The sequence below is a fragment of the Ensifer sp. GW823-FHT05D09 genome, assembly GCF_058795755.1.
Window position 1 is genome coordinate 68,329 of sequence record NZ_JBXAIA010000013.1, and the last position, 26,475, is coordinate 94,803.

General features: G+C 61.1%; 22 protein-coding genes. 6 read left to right on the forward strand and 16 right to left on the reverse strand.

Features of this window, described 5'->3' with window-relative positions:
* Window positions 1-12: 12 nt before the first annotated feature.
* The 3 genes from AC1Q80_RS27720 to AC1Q80_RS27730 are packed head-to-tail and all read right to left on the reverse strand — an operon-like array spanning window position 13 to window position 3,506.
* Window positions 13-1,155 carry an extracellular solute-binding protein gene (locus tag AC1Q80_RS27720; protein WP_173422040.1) on the reverse strand — a complete coding sequence of 381 codons (1,143 nt, stop codon included), beginning with the start codon at window positions 1,153-1,155 and terminating at the stop codon, window positions 13-15.
* 36 nt (window positions 1,156-1,191) lie between these two features.
* Window positions 1,192-2,124, reverse strand: coding sequence for a carbohydrate kinase family protein (locus tag AC1Q80_RS27725; protein WP_492362525.1), 933 nt, complete (start codon window positions 2,122-2,124; stop codon window positions 1,192-1,194).
* Window positions 2,121-3,506, reverse strand: coding sequence for a family 4 glycosyl hydrolase (locus AC1Q80_RS27730; RefSeq protein ID WP_173422038.1), 1,386 nt, complete (start codon window positions 3,504-3,506; stop codon window positions 2,121-2,123). Before AC1Q80_RS27730 ends, AC1Q80_RS27725 begins: the two co-directional genes overlap by 4 nt.
* Before the next feature lie 124 nt (window positions 3,507-3,630).
* On the opposite strand from AC1Q80_RS27730, the gene AC1Q80_RS27735 reads away from it, so the two are divergent.
* From AC1Q80_RS27735 to AC1Q80_RS27755, 5 genes are all read left to right on the forward strand, one after another.
* Window positions 3,631-4,422, forward strand: a complete 792-nt coding sequence (locus AC1Q80_RS27735; RefSeq protein ID WP_173422037.1) for a GntR family transcriptional regulator — start codon at window positions 3,631-3,633, stop codon at window positions 4,420-4,422.
* Window positions 4,423-4,459: 37 nt separating this feature from the next.
* Window positions 4,460-4,693, forward strand: coding sequence for a BrnA antitoxin family protein (locus AC1Q80_RS27740; RefSeq protein WP_173422036.1), 234 nt, complete (start codon window positions 4,460-4,462; stop codon window positions 4,691-4,693).
* A 366-nt stretch (window positions 4,694-5,059) separates the two neighbouring features.
* Window positions 5,060-6,964 carry a sigma-54-dependent Fis family transcriptional regulator gene (locus AC1Q80_RS27745; RefSeq protein WP_492362526.1) on the forward strand — a complete coding sequence of 635 codons (1,905 nt, stop codon included), beginning with the start codon at window positions 5,060-5,062 and terminating at the stop codon, window positions 6,962-6,964.
* 158 nt (window positions 6,965-7,122) lie between these two features.
* Complete coding sequence (locus AC1Q80_RS27750) at window positions 7,123-8,199, forward strand: 2,3-butanediol dehydrogenase (protein WP_492362527.1); 1,077 nt, start codon at window positions 7,123-7,125, stop codon at window positions 8,197-8,199.
* Window positions 8,200-8,274: 75 nt separating this feature from the next.
* Complete coding sequence (locus tag AC1Q80_RS27755; protein WP_492362528.1) at window positions 8,275-10,077, forward strand: NAD(P)/FAD-dependent oxidoreductase; 1,803 nt, start codon at window positions 8,275-8,277, stop codon at window positions 10,075-10,077.
* Window positions 10,078-10,164: 87 nt separating this feature from the next.
* Here the strand turns inward: AC1Q80_RS27755 and AC1Q80_RS27760 are convergent, their stop codons facing one another.
* The 3 genes from AC1Q80_RS27760 to AC1Q80_RS27770 form a co-directional block, all read right to left on the reverse strand.
* Window positions 10,165-11,571, reverse strand: coding sequence for an NAD(P)/FAD-dependent oxidoreductase (locus AC1Q80_RS27760; protein WP_492362529.1), 1,407 nt, complete (start codon window positions 11,569-11,571; stop codon window positions 10,165-10,167).
* Window positions 11,572-11,575: 4 nt separating this feature from the next.
* A complete protein-coding gene (locus AC1Q80_RS27765; RefSeq protein WP_492362530.1) occupies window positions 11,576-11,953 on the reverse strand; it encodes a cupin domain-containing protein in 378 nt (125 codons plus the stop codon).
* A gap of 75 nt (window positions 11,954-12,028) precedes the next feature.
* Entirely contained in the window at window positions 12,029-13,750 is a 1,722-nt protein-coding gene (locus tag AC1Q80_RS27770; RefSeq protein ID WP_492362531.1) for an amidohydrolase, read from the reverse strand.
* 201 nt (window positions 13,751-13,951) lie between these two features.
* On the opposite strand from AC1Q80_RS27770, the gene AC1Q80_RS27775 reads away from it, so the two are divergent.
* Window positions 13,952-14,848 carry a helix-turn-helix transcriptional regulator gene (locus tag AC1Q80_RS27775; protein ID WP_492362532.1) on the forward strand — a complete coding sequence of 299 codons (897 nt, stop codon included), beginning with the start codon at window positions 13,952-13,954 and terminating at the stop codon, window positions 14,846-14,848.
* Window positions 14,849-14,901: 53 nt separating this feature from the next.
* Here AC1Q80_RS27775 and AC1Q80_RS27780 read toward each other — a convergent pair whose 3' ends face one another.
* The 10 genes from AC1Q80_RS27780 to AC1Q80_RS27825 all read right to left on the reverse strand — a co-directional run bounded on the left by AC1Q80_RS27780 (window position 14,902) and on the right by AC1Q80_RS27825 (window position 26,281).
* Window positions 14,902-15,696 carry an ABC transporter permease gene (locus AC1Q80_RS27780; RefSeq protein WP_492362533.1) on the reverse strand — a complete coding sequence of 265 codons (795 nt, stop codon included), beginning with the start codon at window positions 15,694-15,696 and terminating at the stop codon, window positions 14,902-14,904.
* A gap of 9 nt (window positions 15,697-15,705) precedes the next feature.
* Window positions 15,706-16,593, reverse strand: a complete 888-nt coding sequence (locus AC1Q80_RS27785; RefSeq protein WP_492362534.1) for an ABC transporter permease subunit — start codon at window positions 16,591-16,593, stop codon at window positions 15,706-15,708.
* 8 nt (window positions 16,594-16,601) lie between these two features.
* Window positions 16,602-17,669 carry an ABC transporter ATP-binding protein gene (locus tag AC1Q80_RS27790; protein ID WP_492362535.1) on the reverse strand — a complete coding sequence of 356 codons (1,068 nt, stop codon included), beginning with the start codon at window positions 17,667-17,669 and terminating at the stop codon, window positions 16,602-16,604.
* 39 nt (window positions 17,670-17,708) lie between these two features.
* Window positions 17,709-18,815, reverse strand: a complete 1,107-nt coding sequence (locus tag AC1Q80_RS27795) for a polyamine ABC transporter substrate-binding protein (protein WP_492362536.1) — start codon at window positions 18,813-18,815, stop codon at window positions 17,709-17,711.
* 276 nt (window positions 18,816-19,091) lie between these two features.
* Complete coding sequence (locus tag AC1Q80_RS27800) at window positions 19,092-20,114, reverse strand: fatty acid desaturase (RefSeq protein ID WP_492362537.1); 1,023 nt, start codon at window positions 20,112-20,114, stop codon at window positions 19,092-19,094.
* A gap of 284 nt (window positions 20,115-20,398) precedes the next feature.
* Window positions 20,399-21,205, reverse strand: a complete 807-nt coding sequence (locus AC1Q80_RS27805) for a phosphate/phosphite/phosphonate ABC transporter substrate-binding protein (RefSeq protein WP_492362538.1) — start codon at window positions 21,203-21,205, stop codon at window positions 20,399-20,401.
* A 215-nt stretch (window positions 21,206-21,420) separates the two neighbouring features.
* Window positions 21,421-22,422: a TRAP transporter substrate-binding protein gene (locus tag AC1Q80_RS27810; protein ID WP_492362539.1), complete on the reverse strand. Its 1,002-nt coding sequence runs from the start codon at window positions 22,420-22,422 to the stop codon at window positions 21,421-21,423.
* Between the two features lie 17 nt (window positions 22,423-22,439).
* Window positions 22,440-24,269: a TRAP transporter large permease gene (locus AC1Q80_RS27815; protein WP_492362540.1), complete on the reverse strand. Its 1,830-nt coding sequence runs from the start codon at window positions 24,267-24,269 to the stop codon at window positions 22,440-22,442.
* 25 nt (window positions 24,270-24,294) lie between these two features.
* Window positions 24,295-25,425 carry an LLM class flavin-dependent oxidoreductase gene (locus tag AC1Q80_RS27820; protein WP_492362541.1) on the reverse strand — a complete coding sequence of 377 codons (1,131 nt, stop codon included), beginning with the start codon at window positions 25,423-25,425 and terminating at the stop codon, window positions 24,295-24,297.
* A gap of 10 nt (window positions 25,426-25,435) precedes the next feature.
* Window positions 25,436-26,281: an ABC transporter substrate-binding protein gene (locus AC1Q80_RS27825; protein WP_209789889.1), complete on the reverse strand. Its 846-nt coding sequence runs from the start codon at window positions 26,279-26,281 to the stop codon at window positions 25,436-25,438.
* Window positions 26,282-26,475: the final 194 nt, after the last annotated feature.

Genomic DNA, 26,475 nt, shown 5'->3' on the forward strand with positions numbered 1-26,475 from the left:
CGCTCCGATCTCTTAGTTACGCGCGATCGCGGGCGCGACGTTGCGATACCAGCCGTCATTGACGGCTGCTTCCCACTCGCCGTCCGGGAAGGCCGGGATCGACTTCGGGATGATGTCGGCATTTGCGGTGCGGATCTCGTCCGAAAGATAGGACCATTCGATCGACGGGAACCCGGCGATCTGATCGACGATCTGTTCCTGGACAGCCGGAGAAATGAGGACGTTTGCGAGTTTGGTCGCAGCCTCGATGTTCGTGGCATTGGTCGGGATGGTGCAATAGGCAAACCCGCCGACGAATGCCAGGTCCTGCAACTGCGCCAGCTTGATGTGAGAAGGCAACTCGCCCGATTTCAGGCCGGACAGCGCTTGGTCGGACCAGGTCGGTACCATCGACACGACGCCCGAGACGAGCAACTGAAGTGACGGCGTGTTGCCTGCCGTATAGGACCCACCCTGGTAGAGCGAAGGGGCGAGATCCTTCAGGATCTCCCAGGCGGGCGGCAGCATCGCGTCAGCCTTTTCCTTGCTGAAATTGGACGCCGTGAATGCGGACGGGTCCCGACCGTTGGCCTCGTGGATCGCGCGCCGTACGAAATTGCCGCCGGATCCGCCCTTGTCGGGGCGATTGTAGATGAACTGGCCGGGCGTGGCCTTGATCCAGGCGGTCAATTCCTCCCACGTCTTCGGAGGCGTTTGCACCTTGTTGGAATCGTAGGCCAGAACCACCTGCGAGCCACGGTATGGAAGGCCGAAATTGGTATCGATCGCCAGCGTGTTGAGCTTTGCGTAGTTGCTCATCGATGCCTTTGAAAAATCGACCCAAAGACCGGCATCGATCGCGCCGACGGTATTGCGTGGATTGAAGGCTTCCATCACATCGACCTGTGGATCGCTCTTCGTCTTCAGCGCGGCAAGCGCGCGATCGGCCAGGGCCATCATGCCCGAGTTGCCGTCAGACACTGTCACGTTGACAACGAGATCCGGGAGTTCCTGCTGCAAGGCCGGAACGACCACATTGGACCAGAAGTCCGCCACGTTCTGATCGCTCCCCACGATCACTTCGACCGCTCCGTCAGCGCTGAAGGCCAGCCTGGGGCTGATGGCAATTGCCGCAGCAGCTGCCGCTGCGGATGCAAGGAATTCCCGACGTTTCATATGCATGCTCCCACGTTGCGTTTGATGTGTCGTTCTTTACCAGGTGGCTTCTGCCATGCTTTGAAGAAGCTCACTTTCTCGGGGCAGCGCCTTGCCGCCATGTGCCGTCACCGAGACCGAGCCACAGGCAACGGCGGCTCGAAGCGCCTTCGCCATCGGCCAGCCCTGCAACAGGCCGTAGATGAAGCCGGCGTTGAAACTGTCGCCGGCACCCGTCGTATCGACGACTTCGACTTGCGGCGCGCCGATTTCGATGACCTGGCCGGCATGGAGTCCTGCGGCGCCGCGTGCGCCACGCTTGATCACAACTGCCGGGCAGTATCCGGCAATGGCCAGCAGCGCCCCATCATGGCTCGCGCTGCCTGTCAGCCGCGTTGCCTCCGTCTCATTGCAGATGAAGCAATCGGTGTGGCGCAGAATGTCAGCGAGATTGCCTTCAGCGATATCCTCGTCGACATGCTGGCAATCCAGACAGCAAAAGATACCCATGGAGCGGGCGAAGGCGAACAGATCGGCCAAATCGTTCCGGCAGGTGAGCCCTTGCACGATGAGGACCCGCGGCCCGAGCCGTTCGATTTCGGCTTTGGACGGAAGCGTCTCTTCCCCTTGGAAGTGACTGATGAATCCCCGGTCCTGTGCCATGGAGAATGCGGCGCTCAGGCGGATTCGGGCCTGTGCGCGCCGTTGGAACAGGGACACGTCGATCGCGTCGCGCGTTGCCGCTGCGATCATCAACTGGCTGAAGAGATCTGTTCCGGTCTCGCACCACCAGCCGGCTTTCACGTCGAGCAAGGAGAACGCACGAGCCGTCGTGTAACTGGCGCCTGGGACGGCATCGAAGTCCTTCGACCATACATCGGCGCCGAGCCTTGGCACGTCGCCGAGGCCGGAAAAAATCAGGTCGTAATAGTACTCTCCAGCCAGCACCACATCGTACGGAGCGGCCCTGCCCTGTCTTGAAAGGATCAACGCCATTCTCCGGCAAAAGGTTGATGGGCGGCGATGTATTGCTCGACCAATGGCTCCGCGCGCGAGTAGGACAACACAAGCGGATGCGCGACCAGAGCCTCGACGGCCAGATCCTTCCGCCGCTCTGCAATCGCCCTGACAGCGAGCCGTTCATAACGCTTGATGTTGTGCACGAGTTGCGCCTGTGCCTCCGGCATCGCCCCAATCTTTTTCGCCTTGATGCCGTCGCGGCCGACGACGCAGCTGACTTCGACGACGTCATCGGGCCTAAGGCCGTCGATAGCCTCACCGTTGCGCACGTTCAATCCGATATGGCACTCGGCTCCCGATTCCATCGCATCGATGATGTTGAGCGCAACACCGGCATAACCCTCACCGACACCGTCAGCGGCATGCGCACTGACCGCGCGGATTGCCCTGTCGGCATCTTCCATGCTCGGCGCTTCGGGCCGCGCGTAATGCATGTAGGTCGCCTCGCGGCGCTGTTCGTAGGCGAAGTAGGCAGCCAGGGCAGCATCCGCATCGCGCTCGACGCCGATGTCGGATAGTTCCGCGATCAAGGTACGATTGAGGTCGCGCACTTCTTCGCCACGGGTACGCGCATCGGCCTGGATGTCTCCAAGCGCCTTCTCGGCATAGTAGAAGTAGTAGAGATATTCGTTGAGCCAGAGCCGATGCCGCCGGATGATCGCCGGATCGAAAATGCGCTGCGCCGTTTCGGCAAGAAACGCATCGTCATCCAGCAGACCCTGCAGAACCTCCTGCCCTCCGACGACTGCTGACCGGGTGAACGACAGGTGATTGAGGCCGAAGACTTCGGTCTGCACGTCCCTGACGGCAACGCCGAGCTTTTGTGCCACCGCTTCCTGGGCAGCATTGGCGCCGTCGCAGATGCCGACGACACGATCGAAGCCCGCGTCGCTCAGCGCCTGTGCCACCAGACCCGCGGGGTTGGTGAAGTTGAAGAGCCAGGCATCCGGGCTGACCTCTTTCAGCAGCTGAGCATATTCAGTGATGACGGGAATGCTGCGCAACGCCATGGCAAAACCGCCAGGTCCGGTGGTCTCCTGGCCGAGAACGCCGTGCGACAAGGCAATCCGCTCGTCCTTGACACGCCCATCCTCGCCGCCGGGCCGAACAGTGGTGACGACGTAGCGCGCGCCCTCAAGGGCTTTCTCGGCAGTTACGGTGGCGGAAATGCGGACGGGCGACTGCATCCTCAGAGCAATCTCGCGGGCAAGCCCGCCGAAGATTTCGAGTTTCGATTGATCGACGTCATGCAGGCAGATTTCGGTAAGCCCGCTGCGTTCGGCCCTGCGAAGAGCCGAAGCTACGAATAGGGGCGCTCTTACGCCGCCGCCGCCAATCAGAGTGAGCTTCATCGGATACCTCGGTTGTCTAATAACGTCAGTCGTAACTGGTCATATCCAGACATGTCAAGATAGGCCGTTGCCTTGCTGCCATATTTCGTGCAGCACTAGAATCGTCACAAACGGTACGGAAAAGATGCCCGCAAAGAAGCCGACAGTTCGAAGCAATCCGTTGGCGGAACGCGCCCGGCTGAAGCCACTCGATCGCGATGACCAGCAGCCTCTCTACAGGCAGGTCAAGCAGAACATCCTGGATCTGACGCGAGACGGCACCATCCCCGCCCATTCCAAACTTCCCTCCGAGCGCGAGCTGGTACAGGCCTATGATGTCAGCCGCATTACAATCAGGCAGGCACTTGTCGAACTCGTCCAGGAGGGCCATCTGCAAAGTCAGCCGGGCAAGGGCTTCTACGTTGCCGAAAAAAGCGAACCGTTCGAGTTGCATTTGCTGACGAGCTTTACTGCCAACGCGATCGCCAAGGGCATGGTGCCCGGCAGCCGCCTGCTGGAAGCCAAGATCTATGCTGCTCCGCCGGAGATTTCGCGCGCGCTCTACCTGCCGGAAGCCGCTGACGTCGTGTTGTTGAAACGCCTACGCACGCTCGACGGCGTGCCAGTGGTCATACAGTATGACTGGCTGCAGCCGGCCGCTTGCCCGGGACTGCTGGATCTGGACTGGTCGACTGGAAACCGTTCGCTCTACGCTGAATTGCGCGAGCGCTACGGCCTGCGCCCCGTGCGGGGACAGACAACGATCAGCGCGCGCTATCCCGACGAAGACGAAGTCACGTTGCTCAAGCTGGAGCAGAAAACCGCGGTGCTGACATTGGATCAGATCGCATTCTCAGCCGAAAATCGCCCTATCAACATATCAACCTCCGTGCACCATCCCAAGCGCTACCCCTTGAGCATTCAGCAAGGCGAATAGGCCACAGAGCCCGATCGGTGACGAAAAGGAAATACCCATGGCAACGACACCCCGAAGACCAGCAAATCCGAAAGATGCAGCCGAGGCTCTGTTCAAGCCGGCAAAGAAAGTGGCAGCGCCCGCGGTCGAAAGACCTGCGCTCCCGAATGCCAAGGAACTCGTTTCGCTCAAGATCGACAGCGATGTGCTGGCGCATTTCCAGGCGGACGGACCCGGCTGGCAAGACCGCATCAACGATACCTTGCGCGCCGCCATGAAATCATCGGCGTGACCGTCCTCGCCAGACGCAGCAGGCATTCACGCCGTTGAGTGGCCTGGAGAGGCGGAAGCGGCTGTTGTCCAGGGATATCGAAGGGTGTGTCTTGTCGAAGGAGAAGACTTCGGCGGAATAACCGAAGGATTAATCCGGCCCTTCCCGCATCCATCCTCCGTTCCACGTTCGGCGCCGACAAAGGCGAAAAGGCGCCGTTTAGGCACGTGGGCAGGCGGCGCCCGAGATCGCCGGGACGGCAAGACCACAGTCGATTGCGCTCGATGCGCATGAAATGTCCCCCTGCCCTTTACAAAGCGGATTAGGCGTGAACTCATTCGCGTTTGGAGGAATGGAGGAGCATGGCAGCGATGCCATCGAAATTCCATGGTTTCACATTCGGAACATGTTCGCGAAATCGAGCGGGTAGGACAAGGTCTGGCAACCGGCCGCGATGAGGTCGTCGTCAAATCGTGGCTGCGGTGTCTCGATCAGCATAAGCTGGATCCGGCGCAGACTTGCGAAGCCTATATCCTGCCCGAGCTTCGCCTGCGTGCGCATCGGCAGGAGGCCGAAGACCTTATCAGGATCGCGCGCTCTGGTCTTGAAAACCTCTATAATCAGGTCGCCGGACAAAACTACGTCCTCCTGCTTTCCGATCGAAAAGGCGTGACGGTCGAGTTTCTGGGCGATCCCTCCTTCGACAACAACCTGCGACGAGCCGGTCTCTATCTCGGATCGGATTGGGCGGAGGCGCGCGCGGGCACGTGCGCGGTCGGAGCCTGCCTGGAAACCGGCGAAGCGCTGACGATCCACCAGAGCGACCATTTCGATACGACGCATACTCCGCTCTCCTGCACCGCCGCGCCGATCTACGATACCGAAGGAGGGCTTTCGGCCGTCCTCGACATTTCGCTGCTCAGTTCCCCGATCCTGAAGGCGAGCCAGAACCTTGCACGCCACCTCGTCGCCGCCACCGTGCGGCGGATCGAACTCGCCAACCTGATGGCGCGCACGCGCCATGAATGGGTGCTACGTTTTGCCCGCTCGCCGGAGTTCCTCGACGTCGATCCCGAGGCTGCGATCTCGATAGACGGGCGCGGCCTCATCATCGGCATGACCCATGGGGGCGCCCGCATCCTTGCGCGCGCGGCCGGGCTCGACTGGCGTGACCCGCAGAATCTCATCGGGCAGCCGATCTCCCGCTTCTTCGATATCGGCGTCGATGGCCTGGTTGATTTGACGCGCCGCAGACCGACGGAGGAGCGTCTTTTGACCGCCCGTGACGGAAACGCGCTCTTTGCCCATGCGATCGAACCGCAGTTTCCTGTTGGCAGGACGGCCGGCAAGACGGCAACTCTTTCGGCTACGCGCCGGCTCGGCGGTAATGTGCCGGTGATTGCCGCCCTTGAGGACCGGATAGCCAAGCTGGCGCCAACCGCGCTGCCGGTCCTTATTCAGGGCGAAACCGGTTCGGGCAAGGAGCACCTCGCGCGGGCCATCCACGACAGCAGCCGCCTCAAGGGCAGGTTCGTTGCGATCAACTGCGCAGCGTTGCCCGAACACCTTATCGAGAGCGAACTCTTCGGATATCTGCCAGGCGCTTTTACCGGCGCATCACCCAAGGGGCGCAAAGGGCTGATAGAACAGGCGGATGGCGGAACCCTGTTCCTCGATGAGATCGGCGACATGCCCCTGGTCTTGCAGACCAGGTTGCTGCGGGTCCTGGCGGAACGGGAAATCCTGCCGCTGGGTGGGGTGGAACCGAAACCGGTTAGCCTGCGCATTGTCTCGGCGACACACCGGCCGTTGCAGCAGCTTGTGCAGGAGGGACGGTTCCGTGAAGACCTGTTCTATCGCCTGAATGCCGCTGTGTTCCTTATGCCGCCGCTTCGCGACCGGCCGGATTTCGAATGGTTGCTTGCAGCACTGCTCGATAGGCACAGGAGCGAAGGGCGACCTTTACACGTTTCTTCCGACGCACTGGCCGCACTGAAAGCCCATGGCTGGCCCGGCAATATCCGCGAACTGGACAACGTCCTGGCTGTCGCGGCTGCCGTTTGCGACGAAAACCGGATCGAGCTCGCCGACCTGCCAGAGCATCTCATAGCCGCGCTGACGAACAAGACGGAGGGGCCGCCCCCAAGCGGACAGTCCGACGACGGCGCGTCGCTCCAGATCGTGCTCTCATCCTGTGGTTGGAACATTTCCGAAGCGGCCCGACGCCTGGGTGTCGATCGCTCCACCGTTCACCGCCAGATCAAGCGGCACGGGCTGCGCGCCAAGCACTAGCACGCAACAGGTGTGGTGCCACACCTGTTGCAGCCGCTCAGGTGACCAACTTCAACAAACGCCCATAAGTTACTGATTACAAGATTCAATCACCCCTGAGCGAATTCTGGCACGTGCCTTGCTCCGTATTGTCGCAACAAAGACAGAACGGAGGAAACATGCGCGCACTCAGATTTCATGCAGCCAGGGATTTGCGGCTTGAACAGATCTCGCCACCCGATCGCAAGCCCGCGGCGGGTCAGGTCCTCATCCGCAACCGGTTTGTCGGCATCTGCGGCACTGACCTGCACGAATACGCCTATGGCCCGATCTTTATTCCCAAGGAGCCGCATCCCTATACCGGCGCCCATGGCCCGCAAATCCTCGGACACGAGTTCGGTGGCGTCGTCGAAGCGGTCGGCGACGGCGTCAGCACCGTCGCAGTTGGAGACAGGGTCTCGGTTCAGCCCCTGATCATGCCGCGCGCCGGCGACTACTTTGCCGATCGCGGGCTCTATCACCTGAGCACGGATCTCGCGCTCGCGGGGCTCAGCTGGCACTGGGGCGGGATGGCGGAATATGCCACGCTCAACGACTACAACGTCCAGAAAATCCCGGATGCCATGAGTGACGAGGAGGCCGCCCTCGTCGAACCGACCGCGGTTGCCGTCTATGCCTGCGATCGCGGTGGCGTGACGGCAGGAAGCAGCGTGCTCATCACCGGTGCAGGGCCGATCGGAATCCTGACGCTGCTGGCTGCAAGGGCGGCCGGCGCCGCCCAACTGTTTGTTTCCGACATCAACGATGCGCGGCTCGCCTTCGCCAAATCGATCGTGCCGGATCTCATCACGATCAATCCCAAGCGGGACGGGCTCGGTGACGTCGTTCGTTCCATGTCGGAAGGCAATGTCGGCTGCGATGTCGCGATCGAATGCGTCGGCAACGAACATGCGCTGAAAGGCTGCGTCGATGCCGTGCGCAAACAGGGCGTCGTCGTGCAAACAGGCCTGCATCCGCACGAGAACCCGCTCGACTGGTTCCAGGTCACCTTCAAGGACATCGACCTGCGTGGTTCCTGGGCTTACCCGACCCATTACTGGCCACGCGTCATCCGGCTGATCGCATTGGGCCTGCTGCCCGCGAGCAAGGTCGTGACGAACACCATCACCCTTGACCAGGCCGTTGCCCAAGGTTTTGACGCCCTGCTGGATCCAGCCGGAAAGCAGCTGAAGATCCTGATCGACCTTTCAAAATGAACCATAGCTGCGCCGGGGGAGGAGGAGCCGCCCCGGCGTTGCCACCTGATATTCGAGCAAAACGGAGGAGATACCATGCTTGAAGACAGCCCCAACACGAAGATAGACACAGCCCTGGCCAAACTCGGCAAGGCGCTGGAGCGCGGAGACATCGAAGCGGCGGTCAACCTGTTCCAGGCGGACTGCTACTGGCGCGATCTGGTCACGTTCACCTGGAACCTGCGCACGATGGAGGGCCAGGATCAGATCCGCGACATGCTGATAAACCAGTTGAAGACGATCAAACCATCGCGCTTCCGCCAGGATGAGAAAGAAGTTGCGACGGACGGTGACGGCGTCACGCAAGGCTGGTTCGAATTTGAAACCGATGTTGCCCGTGGCTATGGCCATATCCGTCTGAAGAACGGCTTGATCTGGACGCTTTTGACCACGATGAGCGAGATCAAGGGACATGAAGAGCCCAAGGGTCTGAAGCGACCGATGGGGGCGGAACATGGCCACGACCCCAATCGCAAGACATGGAGTGAAAAACGCCAGGAGGAAGCGGCGCGCCTCGGCTACGAGACACAGCCCTATGTCGTCATCATCGGCGGTGGCCAGGGCGGCATTGCACTTGGCGCCCGCCTGCGCCAGCTCGGCGTGCCGACGATCATCATCGAGAAGAACGAACGCCCCGGCGACAGCTGGCGCAAGCGATACAAGTCGCTCTGCCTCCACGACCCCGTCTGGTACGACCACCTGCCCTACATCCCCTTCCCGGAGAATTGGCCAGTCTTTGCTCCGAAGGACAAGATCGGCGACTGGCTGGAGATGTACACCAAAGTGATGGAGCTCAACTACTGGAGCTCGACCACCTGCAAATCCGCCGCCTATGACGAGGACAAGCAGGAGTGGACCATCGTTGTCGAGCGTGACGGCAAGGAAGTGGTGCTGAGGCCAAAACAGCTTGTGCTGGCCACGGGCATGTCGGGCAAGGCCAACGTGCCCAAGTTCAAGGGACAGGAGACCTTCAGGGGCGAACAGCAGCATTCCTCGCAACATCCGGGGCCAGACGCCTACAAGGGCAAGAAGGTGGTCGTGGTTGGGGCAAACAACTCGGCCCACGACATCTGCGCCGCCCTGTGGGAGGCGGGCGCCGACGTCACCATGGTCCAGCGCTCCTCTACCCACATCGTGCGGTCGGATTCGCTGATGGAGATTGGGCTCGGCGACCTCTACTCCGAGCGCGCCGTCGCCGCCGGCATGACGACACGCAAGGCCGACCTCATCTTTGCCTCGCTGCCCTATAAAATCATGCATGAGTTCCAGATCCCGCTCTACGACAAGATGCGCGAGCGCGATGCCAGGTTCTATTCGGACCTCGAAAAGGCCGGTTTCATGCTCGACTGGGGCGCCGACGGCTCCGGCCTGTTCATGAAATACCTGCGCCGCGGCTCCGGATACTACATCGATGTCGGCGCATGCGACCTCATTATCGATGGCTCGATCAAGCTGAAATCCGGCGCTGACGTCGATCACCTGAGCGAAACGTCGGTTGTGCTCAAGGACGGAACCGAACTGCCGGCGGATCTCGTCGTCTACGCCACTGGCTACGGCTCGATGAATGGCTGGGCGGCCGATCTCATCAGCCGTGAGGTGGCCGAAAAGGTCGGAAAATGCTGGGGGTTGGGTTCCGACACGCCAAAGGACCCCGGGCCCTGGGAAGGCGAACAACGCAACATGTGGAAGCCGACACAGCAGGAGGCTCTCTGGTTTCATGGAGGCAACCTGCATCAGTCGCGGCACTATTCGCAGTATCTTTCGCTGCAACTGAAGGCCCGCCAGGCCGGCATCGAAACGCCGGTCTACGGCTTGCAGGAGAGCCATCACCGCGGCTGACGTCTTGAGGGCTGGCCGGAGCCGGGTATCCGGCCAGTCTCGTCATAGAGCTCGCGCCCCATGACCTGCAGGCGGGCTCTGGCATTTTCAGCTCAATGGAAAGCCCATTGCCGAAACCAGCCTGAGCCACGGCTTGCGCCATCCGCCTTTTCGGTCAGCGGTATCGAGCGCATACATCGTGACCTGCGCCCCAAGCCAGCGAAAGGGCTCGGGCGGCACGACGTTGGGCAGTTGTGTCGCAAAATCCAATCTGCTCTCCGAAGTCTTCGAGCCGTCGAGAATGTCGAGCGCGATGCGCGCGCCGAACCGCGAAGCCGAGACCCCGAAGCCCGAATAGCCGCCGGCATAGACGACCTTGCCTGAGTGATACCTCTGGAAGTGCACCGCCATGCGCGTGCTGAGATCGATCGGGCCGCTCCAGGCGTGAGTGAACCGGAGACCCTGCAGTTGCGGGAACGTGTCGAAGAAGGCATCGGCGAGCGGTTCGTAGGTCTGGACGTCGCTATCGACCCCCGGCGACGTCGTGCCCGCAAACGCGTAGCCGAGCCTCCCACCGAAGATGATGCGGTTATCCTTCGTCAGGCGCATGTAGTTCATCTGGGTCCGGGTGTCGTAGACACCCTGCCGGTTCGCCCAGCCGATCGTCGCCATCTGCTGTTCGCACAACGGCTCGGTGGCAAGCACCCGATCCCGGATGGCGACGACGCGGCGCCTGATGCCACGATGGCCGGAAGCAAACGCGTTGGTGGCCAGAAGCACCTTCGGTGCGGTCACCGAGCCAAAGGGCGTCTTGACCTCGATCTTGGCGCCAGCCTCGTCAAGCGTCAGCAACTCCGTACCCTCGAAGATTTCGACGCCGAGAGAAAGGGCGGTTCGTTTCAAACCCCAGGCGAGCAAGGCCGGATGGACCGTCCCACTGATATCCTTCGACCAGATGCCGGCCTTGTATCGCGGCGACCCGATCTGCGCCTGGACCGCGTCTTGATCGAGAAACACGGCCTGATGACCATATTGAAGGTGCAGTTCGTGCTCCCTGTGCAGGGCATCAATATGATCTGCGTCCACCGCGACCGTCAGTTCGCCGCCCCACTCCGCGTGGCAATCGATGCCATGGTCGGAGAGGGTTTGCATGAAACCATGCATGTTCTCCTTACCGAGCCGCTCCAGCTCGGCAATGTCGTTGGGAAACACGCGCACCGCATTGGACAGGCCGTGCATCACCGACGTAGAGACGACGCCGCCCGGGCGCCCGGAAGCACCGTTGGCGACGGTGCCTTTTTCGATCAGCACCACATCGAGATCCGGCTGGGCCTGCTTGGCCTGGATCGCCCCCCAGAGGCCGGTGAAGCCGCCGCCGACAATCAGCAAGTCAGCTTTCCGATGGGCCGTCAGCGGCGGCAGCGCTTCGGGCGCATCCGGCCGATCCAGCCAGAACGGCGACATCGTCACGTCGGCAAGCGAGATCACCGACGATCGTTGCGTTGGGTGTGCCATGGGGTCACCCGTCGGTCTTTGCGGTGTGCAAGACGTAGACTTTGCGCATCGTCTCGAGCACCTCGAACCGAACCTCCACCCCCTTCGGCAGCACGTAGCTTTCGCCCGCTTGAAACGTTTGCACCGATCCGTCCTGGCTGGTGATCGCGACCTTGCCGGAAAGAATGACGCTGTACTCCACCCCATCGGGATAGGAGAGCATTTCGGCGTAGGGCGTCGATTGCCATGTGCCGACGACGATCGAACCGTCGGCGCTTTCGAAGTGGACATCGCCCATTTCGTCGGTAAAACCCGAAAGGATCGCCTCGACCGGTACGACGCGGCACTTTTCCAGCTCGCGCAGCCCGACACCGTTGCGATCAATTTTCATTACCTTGGTCATATATGCTCCTGTATGCATGGTCAGCTTTCGGCGGGACACGAGGCTACCGGGTCCCGCCGGATGTGTTTGGCGAGGCTATTTCGCCCGATAGACTTCCGTTCCCGCGACATAGGTCGCCTCGACATGCCGCTTTCGGATAGACCGATCGACGGGGTCTGGCAGCTTGGCGTCGAGTACGACGAAATCAGCCCATTTGCCCGTGGAGATCGACCCGATCTGGTCGGCCCACGGTGTCATGTTGGCGCCGGCCTGGGTGTAGGCAAACAGTGCCTCGTCGAAAGTGACGGCCTGCTCGGGATGCCACGGGCCGTCGCCGAGCCCGAAGGGGCTTTCGCGGAAGACGGCATCGTTGATCTGGGTCAGCGGGCTTAGCGGCGAGGTCGCCCAGTCGGATCCGAACACGACCGGAACCTTGTGCTGAAGCATCGACTTCCAGACATAGGCGTGGGACTCGCGCTCATGGCCGACCCGTTCGGTGATGTATTTTCCGATCGTGCCGGTGGCATGGTTCGGCTGCATCGATGCCACGATGCCAAGCGTCTTGAACCGCTCGATATCCGAGGGATTGATGATCTCGATATGCTCGACGCGGTTCGGATACTTGGCGTGTGATTGTGCCTTTTCGAATGCGTTCAGCGTCATCTGGACGCCGGCATCGCCGATCGCGTGAACGGCCGTCGGGAAGCCGTTTTCATTGGCGGCTTTAATCAGCGCGCTCAGATCCGCCTCCGACTGGAACGGCTCACCCTTCCACCCCGTGCGGTCCGAGTAGTTTTCCAGCATATAGGCCGTGTGGGTCGACAGCACACCGTCGACGACCGACTTGGCATATCCAACCGTCAGAAGCGGACCCTTGACCTTCGTCTCACCGCTGGCAGCGACACGACTGTCGACGGCTTCACGATCCTCTGCCGCCGCTGCGATGTTGGCGGCCTTGTCTTCGAAGAAGCCGTACCAGACCCGGAGTGACAGGGACTTGTCCTCGACGAGCTTCAGATAATCGTAGACGGCGGCAATGGACGACATGTCGTGAACGCCGGTCAGGCCGACGCTGTTGGCAAACTTCACGGTCTGCAGCAGCGCTTCGGCACGTTCCTTGTCGGAATAGGCCGGCTTCTTGTTGGTGACGAGGTCGCCGGCCCCTTCGAGCAGGATCCCGGTTGGTTCACCGGTCTTGGCGTCGACGACGATCTCGCCACCGGCCGGCACCTCGGATTTGACCGTGACACCGGCGATTTCCAGTGCCTTGCTGTTCACCCAGATCGAGTGGAAATCGATATCGCGCAGGACGACGGGGCGATCCTTGACCACGGCATCGATGTCTTCCTTCGTCGGAAGCTTGCCTTCCTGCAGCGTATAGTCCCAGCCGCCTCCGGTGATCCACACGCCTGGCGGCAGGCGTTCATCCGCCTCCTTGATCTTCCTCAGCCACGTTTCCTTGTCAGGGATATAGGAGAGGTCGACACCGGTGACATAGTCCGTGCCGCTTGTCAGATGCGTATGCCCGTCGATGAAGCCGGGCGTAACCGTCTTGCCGCCAAGGTCGAGCACCGTAGTCTTGCCGTCGGCGAGCGCCCGGATCTCGGCGGTGGTGCCGACTGCCACGAACTTTCCGTTCTCGACCGCGAAGGCTTCGGCGCGCGGCGTGTTCGGATCGACGGTCCGCACGTCGCCGTTGACGGCGATAAGAGCGGCGGCCGCGTTGGCAACCGTAGAAGATGCCCCGGCCGCTAGCGCGGCGAGCATGGTGCCAGCCAGAAGCTGGTGCAGCAGAACCCGTGTTTTCTTGATGCGCACGTCTTTCCCTCCCGAAGTCCGAACAGATGAAGCGGATGCAGGGAGTAAGCGACAATGCGGCCGGAAGCGGAATACTCCAAAGGGCTAGGTCCGCTGATCGGCGACCGCGGCAAACATCCGTCATCAGCCAGTAACAGGCCGCGGCCGTCTCTTGCGGCCATTTTCAAACTGACCTACGCTCGCGCGAGGGAGGACGCAGGCATGAACGGGAGTATCGCGACGAGCGAGCCAGGCGCAGTGACGCAGTCGCCTGTGATCAATGAACTGGCGATGTCACTGATCGGCAATATCGGTCGAATGGATTTCCAAGAACGCCTGGCCGAAGCGCTGAAGCAGCATGTTTCCGTGGATGCGGGGCTGATCCTGCTCTATCGGGGTGAGAGCGCGCCGAAGATACTCTTCAATGATTGGCAGACGCATCGCGGCCTGTCGGACATCCGGCATTACCTTCAAGGCCCCTACCGGCTCGATCCGTTCTATCAACTCGCGGTCGAGAACGAGGATGATGGGCTATATCGCCTGAGCCAGATCGCGCCTTCGTTCGACCGCACGCAATACTACCGCGAATACTACCAGCATTCCGGGCTTCACGACGAGTTCAACTTTATCGTCAGCCTCGACGATGCCTCGAAGATAGCGATCTCTCTCGGGCGCAAGCGGACGAGCATCGCCTTCAGCGAGCAGGAAGTGCAACTGCTTGAGAGCCTGGCACCGATCCTGCGGACGGCGGTCATCCGCCATTTCCGCGACCTCCGGCCCGAGACGCTTGATGGCGAGGGATCAGCGTTGCAGAAGGCGCTTGCCCAGGCGATTGGCAATTTCGGCCGCAGCATCCTGACGGAGCGCGAATGCCAGGTCGCTCAACTCGTGTTGCGCGGCTACTCAGTCAAGGGTGCTGCAACGCAGCTCGGCATCTCGCCGGCGACGGTGAAGCTGCATCGGCGCAACCTCTACTCGAAGCTCGACATAACGTCACAGACGGCACTGTTTGCGTTGTTCATTGAAGCCGTCTCGTCGGCGAAGAACGTCTATGAAGACCCGCTGTCGGGCTACCTCGCCAAGCGCGGGCAGCTGACGGGCGAGCTCGCCTGCAACTGACAGGGGTCTGTTGCAGGCTACCGAACTCTTGTGGTCTTGAAGCGCTCAGGCGCCTATACGGCCAGGCTGCTCTTTGTCGAGGGCCTGGACACGATGCGTGACGCAACCAGGCCGAAGACGACGACGCCAAGGATGATCGTCGAGATGGCGTTGACCTCAGGGGTCACCCCGAACTTGATCTGCGAATAGATCTTCATCGGCAGTGTCGAGGCCCCGGGACCTGTCGTGAAACTCGATATCACCAGGTCATCAAGCGACAGCGTGAACGACAGCAACCAGGCCGAAACGAAGCCCGGAGCCATGTTCGGCACTGCCACCTTCATGAATGCCAGGAATGGCGGACAGCCGAGATCTCTTGCTGCTTCCTCCAGCGACGGGTCGAGTTCGACCAGCCGGGACTGCATCACCACGGCCGCAAAACACATGGTGAAAGTGGCATGTGCAAGCGTGATCGTCACCGGGCCGCGATCGATGCCCAATGTCACGAACATCAGCAGCATCGACACGCCCATCACCACCTCCGGCATCACCATCGGCGCCACCAGCATGCTGTTGAAGATATGGTGCCCGCGGAAGCGGCGAACTCTTACCGCCACGATCGCTGCGAGCGATCCGAGCACGGTCGCAAACGTCGCCGAGATCGCCGCCACCAGAAAGCTGATCTTTGCGCCCTCGACGATCGACTGGTTGCTGATCGCGGCCGTGTACCATTCCGTGGAGAAGCCTCCCCAGACGGTGACCAGCCGCGAGGCGTTGAAGCTGTAGACGACCAGAACCACGATCGGCAGGTAGAGAAAGGCAAGCCCGGCACAGATGGAAAGCCGATTGAACCAGGATGGCTGAGACATAGTCGCTTCTCACTTAGAGGTTCGAGACAAACGTGTCTGAAACAGGACGATGGGGATCACCAGGATGACGAGAAGCAGCACCGTCACCGCCGACGCCACCGGCCAGTCCCGGTTGTTGAAGAACTCGATCCAGATCGTCCTGCCGATCATCTGGGTGTCCGCACCTCCCAGGAGATCCGGCACGACGAATTCGCCGATGACCGGGATGAAGACCAGCGCGGATCCGGCGGCAACGCCCCTGAGGCTGAGTGGAAAGGTGACGCGCCAGAACGCCGACAGGCGCGAACATCCAAGGTCGCGCGCCGCCTCGATCAGGGTGCGGTCGCTGGCACTGAGGTTGGCGTAGATCGGCAGCACCATGAATGGCAGATAGGTGTAGACGATGCCGATATAGATCGCGGTCTCGGTGTTCATGATCCGCAGCGGTTCGGAAATGACGCCGAGGTTCAGGAGCAGCGAATTCAGTAGCCCGTCGTTGCGCAGGATGCTCATCCAGGCATAGACGCGGATCAGCATCGAACACCAGAACGGCACGATCACGAGGAAGATGAGGAACGAGCGCGACCGAGGCGAGCAACTTGCAATGCCGTAGGCCAACGGATAGGCGATCGCCAACATCAGCGCGGTCGAAATCGCCGCCACTTTCAGGCTGGTGAAGTAGGCGAGCAAATAGGTATTCTCACCCAGGACGAAGATGAAGTTCTCAAGATTGAGCCTGATGCTGAGCAGCGATCCCTGCCACGCATAGAGCGGCTCATAGGGCGGCATGCCGAGGCGAACGGACGAGAGGCTGATCGCCAGCACGAGCAGAAAGGGCATGAGGAAAAAGACGGCGAGCCAGCCATAGGGGACGAACACCAGTGCGCGTCGGCCCAGATCGGGTTTTGATTGCATCATGTCGTTCCCTAGTCGGCCAGCAGACGGGCGGCCTGCGGCATCCATGAGGCAAACACGGTGTCGCCGACCGACAGATCGTCCTCCGCGCCCAGGTTGACGCGCAACGCGTCCAGTGTTGCCCCGCTCTTGAGGCGAACCCGGTAGTGCCGTCCCGATCCAGCGTAGCTGAACTGTTCGATAACGCCCTCAAGACCGCTGCCCTGCCTGGCGAGCTCGACCCTCTCCGGCCGCACCGACACCCAGAAGCGCCCATTGGTGGAGACATGGTCCGCGGCGGTGGCAAACACCGGACCGCCCGCCTCCGCACTTTCGACGGCCAGTTCGCTGCCCGAACGGGTGGTAGCACCACCTTCGAACACGTTGGCCTCACCGAGGAATTTCGCGACATAGCGGGAAACCGGAGTTTCGTAGACTTCGGCAGGCGATCCGATCTGCAACACCTTGCCCTGCCGCATGATCGCGATACGCGATGATACGGTCATTGCCTCATGCTGGTCGTGGGTGACGATGATGAACGTCAACCCCAGCTCGCGCTGAAGCCTGACCAACTCATGCTGGGTCTCCGTGCGCAGGTTCTTGTCGAGCGCGCCGAGCGGCTCGTCCAACAACAGCACTTTAGGCCGCTTGACCAATGCTCGCGCCAAGGCGACGCGTTGCCTTTGCCCGCCGGACAGCTGTTGCGGCTTGCGATCGAGCAACGCGGTCAGTTGCAGCTTTTCGGCCACTTCGCTGACGCGCTGCCGGATCTCGGCCCTTGCCAGCCGATCCTGCTCAAGGCCGAAGGCAATGTTCTTGCCCACCGTCAAATGCGGGAACAGGGCGTAGGACTGGAACATCATGTTGGTTGGCCGGCGATGAGCCGGAACGTCCGTGACCTCTTCCCCATCAAGCCGGACGGCACCGGATGTCGGCGTCTCGAAGCCGGCGATCATGCGCAGCAAGGTCGACTTGCCGCATCCGGATGGACCAAGAAGCGAGAAGAATTCCCCCCTCCCGATGCCGATCGAAACGTCGTCAACGGCAGTGAAGAAGCCGAAAGATTTGGAGAGGTTCTCGATGGATACGTAGGATTGCAATGCGAATGTCCTTCTGCTTCCACTTCTCAGGCGACGTGCTCAGCTGCCGGCCCTGAACGCCGTCCATACCCGTGTCCGTTCGCGCGCCTGACGCGGCGGCAGCGACTTGTCAACGAAGAGCTTGGCGCGGACTTCGGCAGGCGGATAGACGTTCGGGTCGGTGCGGATCGCCTCCTCGACGAGAGGTGTCGCTGCGGCGTTGGCATTCGCGTAGAACACGTGATTGCTGATGTCGGCGACGGTCTTCGGTTCGAGAACGTAGTCGATGAAGGCCAGGGCCCGCTCGGGATCAGGCGCATCCGCAGGCACGGCCATCGTATCGAAGGAAATGATCGTGCCTTCCTTCGGGATCGAGTAGGCGACCGCGACACCATTGTTGGCTTCGTCCGCACGTGCCGCGGCGATGCCCGCGTCGCCGCTCCACATCATCGCCAGGCACAGCTGGCCGGATGCCATGTCTGCCACCAGCTGGCCGCTCTGCATGTGCCGGATGTAAGGGCGCAACGTCAGAAGCAGATCCTTGGCCTTCTCGAGATCCTCTTGGCTAGTCGAATAGGGGTCGAGACCGAGATAGTTCAAAGCGATTGGGATCACTTCGTTCGGCGCATCGACGATGCCGATGCCGCAGTCTTGAAATTTCTGCGCCAGTTCCGGCTTGAAGAACAGGTCCAGGCTGTTCGTCGGCGCTTTGCCGACACGCTCTTCGACGAGCTTCGGATTGTAGGCGATCCCTGTCGTCAGCCACATGTACGGTACGAGATACTGATTGCCCGGGTCGTGTTCGGCAACGAGCTTCAGGAGATCCTTGTCCAGGTTGTTATAGTTCTTGAGGCTGGCCGGATCGATCGGCTTCAGCGCACCCGATTGGATAAGGCGCTCGCCGACAGTCGCGCTTGGAAAGGCCACGTCGAACCCGCTTCCGCCTGCCAGCAGACGCGTCTCCAGAACCTCCAGCGAATCGAAGAAATCCACACGGGCGTCCACGCCTGTTCGCTTGGCGAAGGTCGAAACCGTGTCTTCGGCGAAATAGTCGGAGAAATTGTAGATAAACAGCTTTTCGTCGGCCCTCGCGCTCTGCTGTCCATAGAGCAAGGCGATCGAGGCGATAGCAACCGAGTGCATCAGCGAACGGTACGAACCGGTCATGTTCCCTCCCAAGGCAGAATGGCCTTTGTTTCGGGAAAAACTGCTGGGGTAACCGGGAAGCGTCAACACTCCCTTTGGCTAGGCTGGGCGGCGGTCCGGCCGCCAGGCACAGGACCTCCAGCGCCACGATGCTTCATGCTGGACGACGTCGGGATGATTGCGATCAGATCATTACCGCCATGTTTTCAGGCACATGAACCGAGAATGGGCGCATCCTCGGTTCCCCGCATTTGGAGCCCTCAAGCTGGTCGCGTCTGTCCCACAACAGACCTCGTGTCACCCTACCGTCGATGGCGCGATTTCAGTGGCCCCGGCGTCGGTTTCAACCGCAGGCCGAAAATCAACGGCCGCAGATCCTCGCTGCCGGTGAAGAGGATGGCGCGGATCATCGTGCGGGCGGAAGAGGAAACGTCGGGCGACGTCGAGATAGCCGTCGTAAACCAGACCACCATTGACAGCGATGAGCGCATCCCTGTCTCGGCGGTAGAGCAGTGGTATCCTGTACCAGGGAACTCCGGGCCGCTTGTGATGCAGCACATGGAGATTGTTGTAGAGAAACAGGAGCCCGAACAATGGACTGTTTTCGACGATCGCCGTACGCTCGTCGTGGTGGTCGGCATAGCGATGCTCGGCATAGGAACGCAGCCTTGTGAGAGCCGCACCGACATAGACAAAACCGAAGACGTAGAGCCACAGCGGCATGCCGCAAACTTCGATCACCCAGACGAGGATCGCGGCAACACCGATCGCATGCCGGATCCAGATCGCCGCCCGCCGGGCGTCACCGTTGAGCACGAGCGTCGCCTCCTGTGCCAGGAAGCTGGCGATCATGACGATCGGTCCGAGGGTCAATCGTCCAAGCAAAGTGGTGTTCCAGGCTGCCAGCAACCGCCCGGCGCTTCCCATGCGCTCCCAGGCTGCCTGGGTGAAATAGGACGATTCCGGATCCTCGATCGGATCGGTCAGGTGCTCGTCGCGGTGATGGGTCAAGTGCCCTTCGCGATAGATCGCATAGGGGAGCCAGAGGGACAGCGGCGGCCAGCCGACCGCATCATTGACGAAGCGGTTGCGGGTGGGATGCCCGTGAATGACTTCGTGCTGGAGCGATCCGTGCCAGGCGATCAGCCAGCCGCCGAGGCCGATCACGGCCATCACCGGCAGCGACTGCCAAAACCAGGTGAGCGCGAAAAATCCGCCATAGATGATGATCGCCAGCGCGACCGTCTGCCATTCGATACGGGAGATTGGGGAAATCGTGCGTTGCGGGGGAAGCGTGTCGTCCGGCCTGTGCTTGATCATGAAACGGATTCCGGGGGAGTCAGCGAATGGATTGATGCGGCCAATATAAAATCCGGGCGCGGCACGCCGCGCCGCATCGCTTTGCAGTTAAACGAGAAAATGGAAAACCCGGTTGCGTAAACCGCGGTGACTGTAGAATATGCATTCTACGTACTTTGTAGAATACTGGCCTGTCGTCAATCGAGGGCTTAAACGGGGTGCCCCTGTTGGAAACGGGTTTCGCAAAGTCTGTCGGCGCGCCCGGTGGAACCCGTCCCGCCATCAGCGAAACGATCCGCCCTGCCTCAGCCGATCACGGCGTAGCCTTGGCGTGCGGCATCGCGATCGAAATCCGCCAGCATCTCGTAGTCGTTATCGCCAAGCAGGCTGATGCCCTGCAGCGAGAGCGTGTCGCAGACATCGGCAAACGCCGGGTCGGCTATCGTTTCCGACAGGGCCTGGCGCAGGATCACCAGGTTCTCTGCCGGCATCGACATGGCTGTGATGAAAGGCAGGCCCGGCCCCTTGGCCGTTTCCGCCAGGATGCGCAAACCGGCCACGCGATCGGGATCGAAGCGCAGGGTGTTGCCGAAAGTCACGCAGTCGATCGCCGCCACATCCGCCGCCCCACGCGACACAGCATCCATGCTTGCTCCGTGGCCGCCGGTCTCCAGCACGCTTGAGAAGAACCGGCCATCGACAGCATGTGGCGCCACGAAAGCCCGAAACAGGTTATATCCGGAATTGCTGCCGGGCTCGTTGATTGCCGCGCGCCCGCCCCTCAGATCCTCGATCGACGTCGCCGTCGACTGAGCATTGACGACGATGAAACTGCATTTGAACGGACCGTCACACCCCGGAAGCCGATAGACGGGCGACGCGACCAGTTGCACCTTGCCGCGCAGATGCTGGACATAGGGATATCCGCAGGTCTGACCGAACAGCAGGTCCGGACGCATCCACGCCTCGTTGTAAAGAATATCCTCGTCAAGCACTTCCGGTGCCTCGAGCCCGTAGGCACGGATGCGCTCGCTCAGCGCACGCCAGAAAAGCCGCGTCGCCTCCGCAACTGGCGGCGGGCTGGCATACATTGCGAGGCTGGCGAGAGACATGGCAGAACTCCGGAAAAGCACCTAGAAACCTATTCAATACATAGAATTAAACCGCAATGAAGTTTCTTCGGTGAAAGTTTGTGACAGCGCTTTCCGTTGCTGGCAAACGCATCCCTCGGGAGATCGGTAATGCGGCCGGATAGCCTGCTCGTGTGAGCAGGCTATTGCTGTGAGCAGCATCACAGACTTCCACCCTAACCGGCTATGCGACCAGATCAGGAAAGCGCCTGCACGGACTTGATCTTGTCGATGCCTCCGACGATTGGAGCAAACTCGTCCCAAACGCCGTGCGCGCCTTTCTGCCACTCCTCCAGTGCCTCCGGCTTCAGGACTTTTCCGCCGTTCTGAATGGCAAGCTCGATCGATTTTGCTTCGTCTTCGACAATCAACTGGTTGAAATAGGCAGCCCCCTCCCTCGACGCCTGTTCAAAAACGGACTTCTGTTCGTCGTTGAGGCGGCTCCAGAAATCGGAGGAGTAATAGACGACGCCGGATGCCCAGATATGGCCGGTTTCGGTCAGATAAGGCACCACCTCATAGAGCTTGAAGCCTGCATAGGCCGACTTGGTGAGGTCCATGGCGTCGGCGACGCCAGTTGCAAGTGCGTTGTAGGTCTCAGTGATCGGAATGCCGATCGGCGTTGTGCCGAAGGCGCTCCAGAGCTTGGTGTGAAGCGGGCTTTGAATGACCCGGATTCGCTTGCCCTGAAGCTGCTCGGGCTTTGTCACCGGCTCCTTGGTCAGCAGATGGCGGGCACCGTAGTTGATGAAGTCGGCGACCACGAAATTCTGAGACAGCAATTTCTGCTTGAGCTCGCCGCCTATCTCGCCGTCGACCGTCTTGCGGACATGATCGGCATCGCGAAAGAGAAACGGCAGGTCGAGCAGTTGCAGTTCCGGCGCCCAGCCGGACAGCGAAGACACCGTCGACAGGCTTGCCTGAACCGAACCGAGGCGAACACCCTCGGCGACTTCCTTTTCGCCGCCGAGCGCGCCGCTCTTGACGATGTTGAAGCGGAACTGTCCGGGCAGCTTGGCTTCGACCAGCTCGCTGATCTTCAGCCAGATCTTCGTCTCGGGCTTGTCGTCGCCGAAGAGCGAAGCGATCGTGATGGCCGTTGTCCGGGCATGGGCCGGACGCAGGACCGCGGGTGTGGCCAGAGCGGCTCCGGCAAGGGCAGTCGTCTTTAGGAAGGCACGTCTGTTGAAAGCGTTCATGACGAAGATCCTGTTGGTTAGAAAACAATTGCCCAGGCGCAAAGGATCGCGAGGGAGACAAGAAGAGCGCAGAGATACGGAACCACCGCCTTGAAGAGTGCGGGGGCCGGTATTGCCGTGACGCCGCTGACGACGAAGATCAGCATGCCGAGCGGCGGCGTCAGCCCATGGATCATCAGGTTGACGACGATGATGACGCCAAAGTGGATCGGATCGATGCCGGCTGCGACCGCCGCCGGCAGGAGGATCGGCCCGAAAAGCAGGATCGCTGCACCGATATCGAGCACCAGGCCAACGACCAGAAGAATGACGTTCGACAGCAGGAGCACAGCGAGCGCGCTGCCGCCGAGCAGCAGCGTCAGGTCGGACACCAAGCCGGCGACATCATCGACCGCAAGGAGGAAGGCAAAGGGGCCGGCTGTTCCGATCAACAGGCCGATCGCGGCTGCTTCGGTCGCGGCCTGGCGGAACGTTGCATAGAACGACCGAAGGCCAAGTCGTGCGGCAAAGCCGAGGAACAGCGTGTAGAGCGCAGCCAGTGCCGCAGCTTCCGTCGTGGTGACGATGCCAAAGCGAATGCCGAGAACGACGATGATGCCGAGGCCGAAGGCGGGAATGGCCTGTCTGGCCGATTGCCAGCGTTGCGCGCTGGTCGCACGGGCTTGCGGCACCTGTTCGCGCACGGTCAGGTGGATCGCAACCGCAAGGCAGATCGCCATCAGGCCACCGGCGAAGAAGCCGCCGACAAGCAGGGAGCCGACCGAGAGGTTGGTTGCGGTCGCCAGAATCAGGAACGCGATCGATGGCGGGATGACATTGTCGAGCACCGACGTGGACGCGATAATGGCTGCGGCCTGTGCCGGCGGATAGCCGTGCTTGACGAGCTCCGGCTGGAATGTCGAGGCACCGAAGGCAGCGTTGGCAACGGAAGAGCCCGAAGCGCCAGAGAAGAGCACGCTTGTGAGAAGCGTGGTCTGGGCAAGGCCCGCGCGACGATGCCCGACGATAGAAGCCGCAAAACGCACGAGCTGGTTGGCGACGCCCGATGCGGTCAGCAAGCCGCCCGCCAGCAGGAAAAACGGTATCGCCAGAAGCAGAAACTTCGAGATCCCTGTTACCGTCGACGATACGATCGCGGGTTCGGGCAGGCTGCTGCCAAAGGCGATGGCGACATAGGCGGCCGCAAGAAACGCATGCGGAGGGGGTGCCGCCAGCACCAGCCCAAAGGCCGCGACGAGGCCGAGCACGATGCTTGGAGGCCAGTCGACCTCGATCGCGACATGCGGAATCACCGAATAAATCGCAGCGCCGATCACGAGGGAAAGCAGACCCTGTACGCCTCTCCCTTCGCCGACCCGCTGCAGGATCAACACAAGGAAGATCAGCAAGCCGCCGCCACCGAGAAAGCCGAACCGAAACCATTCCGGCACGCCCAGCGTGGGCGAGACACCGCCGAGCATGCTCATGATCTCATGGCCGCCGAATGCCAGCACCAGCGCAGTGACGACCGTAAAGGCGTCCGCTCCAACTTGCGTTGCCGGATAGAGCCGCGACGGCAGCATCTTGGCAAAGACGTCCAGGCGCATGGCCAGCGCGCTGTTGAGGCTCAACGGTGCGCCGATCGCAATCAGCGCGACATGCAGCCAGATGCCCAGGTCCTCAGCGCCAACAAGGCCGGTGTTGAAGAAGTAGCGCATGCAGACGCTCGAAAGAACGACGGCAAGCAGGATGGCGAGCACCGATGCGGCCGCGATGCCCAGGCTCGCTTCTATCCCCCTCAGGGTGCGCTGCGCCAGCAGGCGCCCAATGGAGGCCGTTTCGGGCGAGTGGATTTCGGTAATGGCCACGCAAACATACCTTTTGACGAGAGGCTCAAGCGCTCTTCACGGTGGACAGATCGCGGTCAAACAGGGTGGACCAGGTGAAGTTGCGGACCGGGGCAACATCCCGCTGAACATCAAGGCGCGGCAGGACCTTTTCGCCGAAGCGGTACGCCTCTTCGAGGAGTGGCATGCCTGACAGGATGAACGTCTCCACGCCGGCCTGCTGATAGGCTTCGAGCGTGCGAAGGACGGTATCCGGTGAGCCGACGATCGCCGTGCCCGGTCCCGGTCTGACCAACCCGATGCCCGCCCAGAGATTGGGGGCGACTTCAAGATCGCGCAGATTATCCGGTTTGAGGCCACCATGCATTGCCGTCATGCGTTGCTGACCGACGGAATCGCTTTTGCCGACAAACCGTTGGTTGGCGGCAATCGCGGTGTCGTCCATGCGCGCGTAAAGATCGGCTGCCGCCTCCCAGGCTTGCTCATCGGTGTCACGCACGATGACGTAGAGGCGAATGCCATACTGGAGTTCACGCCCGTATTGGGCGGCACGGACCCTCACCGTCTCGATCTTGTGCCGGATCTGCTCCGGCGTCTCGCCCCAGGACAGATAGGTATCGACATGCTTGGCCGCGACATCGATCGCCTTGTCGGATGAGCCGCCGAACCACAGCGGCGGAGGGGCGATCGTTTCGCTGACGGGTAGCGCGAGCTTGGCGCCTTCGGTCGAAAAATACTTGCCCTTGTGGGTGACGCTTTCTCCGGAAAACAGTCTGTGCCAGAGCTGCAGATACTCATCCGCCATATCGTAACGCTCGTCATGCGGCAGCATCATCCCGTAGGCGCCGAGCATCTTGGCGTCGCCGGAGACCACGTTGATCAACAGGCGATCGCGCGAAAACTCCTGGAAGGTGGCGGCCATCTTGGCAAGCAGCGTTGGAGCGACCAGCCCGGGATGGATCGCGACCAGGAAACGCAGACGTTCGGTGTGGGAGAGCAGCGCGCTCGCCAGCACCCAGACGTCGTGAGCGCCAGTTGCAAACAGAGCGCCGGTATAGCCAAGATGGTCATAGGCTTGCGCCAGTTGCTTGTAGTAGCCGTAATCGACCTTGCGGGAACCCTCCGGCTGCCAAGGATAAGCGCCGTCGGGCGCGCACATATACCAGAATACGTTCACGTTAAGGTCCTCAATATGCTGTCTTCAAGGGTTGGCCGACCGTTATGGAATGATGGAAATGCCCATGACGGTGGAGCGTGTCGGCTTCCTCCTGCTGTTCGGCGAGAACGGCGCCATCGATCGGGCCGACCGCAAAATCGCGCGAGCGTACGACTCGCTCCCAAACATCGGCATCCGTCGCCGTGCGGTCATCCGCAGCGAGCAGGCGTGCTGCCGTCTTCGGGTCGTCGGCAATCTCCCTGCCGATACGGTTGAGCTCCATGGCGATGGCAGCGCGTTCGCCGGCGGAAAGCCCGGTTCGCCGCAGTGTCCAGAACAAGGAGCGGTTCGGGATCGCCGCGCCGCAGCGTACAAGCAGCCGCAGATCGGGTCGCCCGATAGCCTTTTCCAGCCGCGGTGACATTGCCACCCAGGCATCGACACGCCCCTCCAGCAACTCCGTCAGCGAATCCCGGGTGCCACTCTCGATCCGCTCGACGTCGGACAGAACAAGGCCCTTTCCTTCCAGACTGCGCGCGAGCAGATAGGTGTGAAAGGATCCGTCGATCAACGAAATCCGGCGACCAACAAGATCGGCGACGGATGAAATGTCGCTCGCCTCGCGAACGAAGATGGCGCCATTGGAAGGACGCGGAGCTGAGGCGGCGATGTATTCGACACCAAGGCCACGCGCATCAGCTTCAAGTGGCGGCGTCGATCCGGTACCGCCAAAATCGATGACGCCTTGTTCGATCAGCGCGGCGGTATCCCGCCCCTCGCCGTAAGGAACGAATACCGGATCGAGTTCAGCAAACGCGCCTGGCCACAGACGTGCCAAACGCAAATGCAGGTTGTTGGGGTGAACGCCAATCCTCATGACCATTCCAATCGAAGTCTTGCAGTGCCAATACGATCAATCTACTTTTTTATAAACTGAATGCGAGAAAGGTCGTGCCATTGCCGGCAGCAGTGCGAGATATTTAATCTATAAAATCTACCGACATTAAAATGTTCTGCCGCAGGTACGTTTCATCCCGGTCTGCGCATTGAAATCCACCGAATCTCACTTTA

What these genes read in the sequence shown, in the direction of transcription:
- AC1Q80_RS27720 (WP_173422040.1), bottom strand. Translation starts at nt 1,155, where the DNA reads ATGAAACGTCGGGAATTCCTTGCATCCGCAGCGGCAGCTGCTGCGGCA.
- AC1Q80_RS27730 (WP_173422038.1), bottom strand. Translation starts at nt 3,506, where the DNA reads ATGAAGCTCACTCTGATTGGCGGCGGCGGCGTAAGAGCGCCCCTATTC.
- AC1Q80_RS27735 (WP_173422037.1), top strand. Translation starts at nt 3,631, where the DNA reads ATGCCCGCAAAGAAGCCGACAGTTCGAAGCAATCCGTTGGCGGAACGC.
- AC1Q80_RS27740 (WP_173422036.1), top strand. Translation starts at nt 4,460, where the DNA reads ATGGCAACGACACCCCGAAGACCAGCAAATCCGAAAGATGCAGCCGAG.
- AC1Q80_RS27745 (WP_492362526.1), top strand. Translation starts at nt 5,060, where the DNA reads ATGGTTTCACATTCGGAACATGTTCGCGAAATCGAGCGGGTAGGACAA.
- AC1Q80_RS27750 (WP_492362527.1), top strand. Translation starts at nt 7,123, where the DNA reads ATGCGCGCACTCAGATTTCATGCAGCCAGGGATTTGCGGCTTGAACAG.
- AC1Q80_RS27755 (WP_492362528.1), top strand. Translation starts at nt 8,275, where the DNA reads ATGCTTGAAGACAGCCCCAACACGAAGATAGACACAGCCCTGGCCAAA.
- AC1Q80_RS27760 (WP_492362529.1), bottom strand. Translation starts at nt 11,571, where the DNA reads ATGGCACACCCAACGCAACGATCGTCGGTGATCTCGCTTGCCGACGTG.
- AC1Q80_RS27765 (WP_492362530.1), bottom strand. Translation starts at nt 11,953, where the DNA reads ATGACCAAGGTAATGAAAATTGATCGCAACGGTGTCGGGCTGCGCGAG.
- AC1Q80_RS27775 (WP_492362532.1), top strand. Translation starts at nt 13,952, where the DNA reads ATGAACGGGAGTATCGCGACGAGCGAGCCAGGCGCAGTGACGCAGTCG.
- AC1Q80_RS27780 (WP_492362533.1), bottom strand. Translation starts at nt 15,696, where the DNA reads ATGTCTCAGCCATCCTGGTTCAATCGGCTTTCCATCTGTGCCGGGCTT.
- AC1Q80_RS27785 (WP_492362534.1), bottom strand. Translation starts at nt 16,593, where the DNA reads ATGATGCAATCAAAACCCGATCTGGGCCGACGCGCACTGGTGTTCGTC.
- AC1Q80_RS27795 (WP_492362536.1), bottom strand. Translation starts at nt 18,815, where the DNA reads ATGACCGGTTCGTACCGTTCGCTGATGCACTCGGTTGCTATCGCCTCG.
- AC1Q80_RS27800 (WP_492362537.1), bottom strand. Translation starts at nt 20,114, where the DNA reads ATGATCAAGCACAGGCCGGACGACACGCTTCCCCCGCAACGCACGATT.
- AC1Q80_RS27805 (WP_492362538.1), bottom strand. Translation starts at nt 21,205, where the DNA reads ATGTCTCTCGCCAGCCTCGCAATGTATGCCAGCCCGCCGCCAGTTGCG.
- AC1Q80_RS27810 (WP_492362539.1), bottom strand. Translation starts at nt 22,422, where the DNA reads ATGAACGCTTTCAACAGACGTGCCTTCCTAAAGACGACTGCCCTTGCC.
- AC1Q80_RS27825 (WP_209789889.1), bottom strand. Translation starts at nt 26,281, where the DNA reads ATGAGGATTGGCGTTCACCCCAACAACCTGCATTTGCGTTTGGCACGT.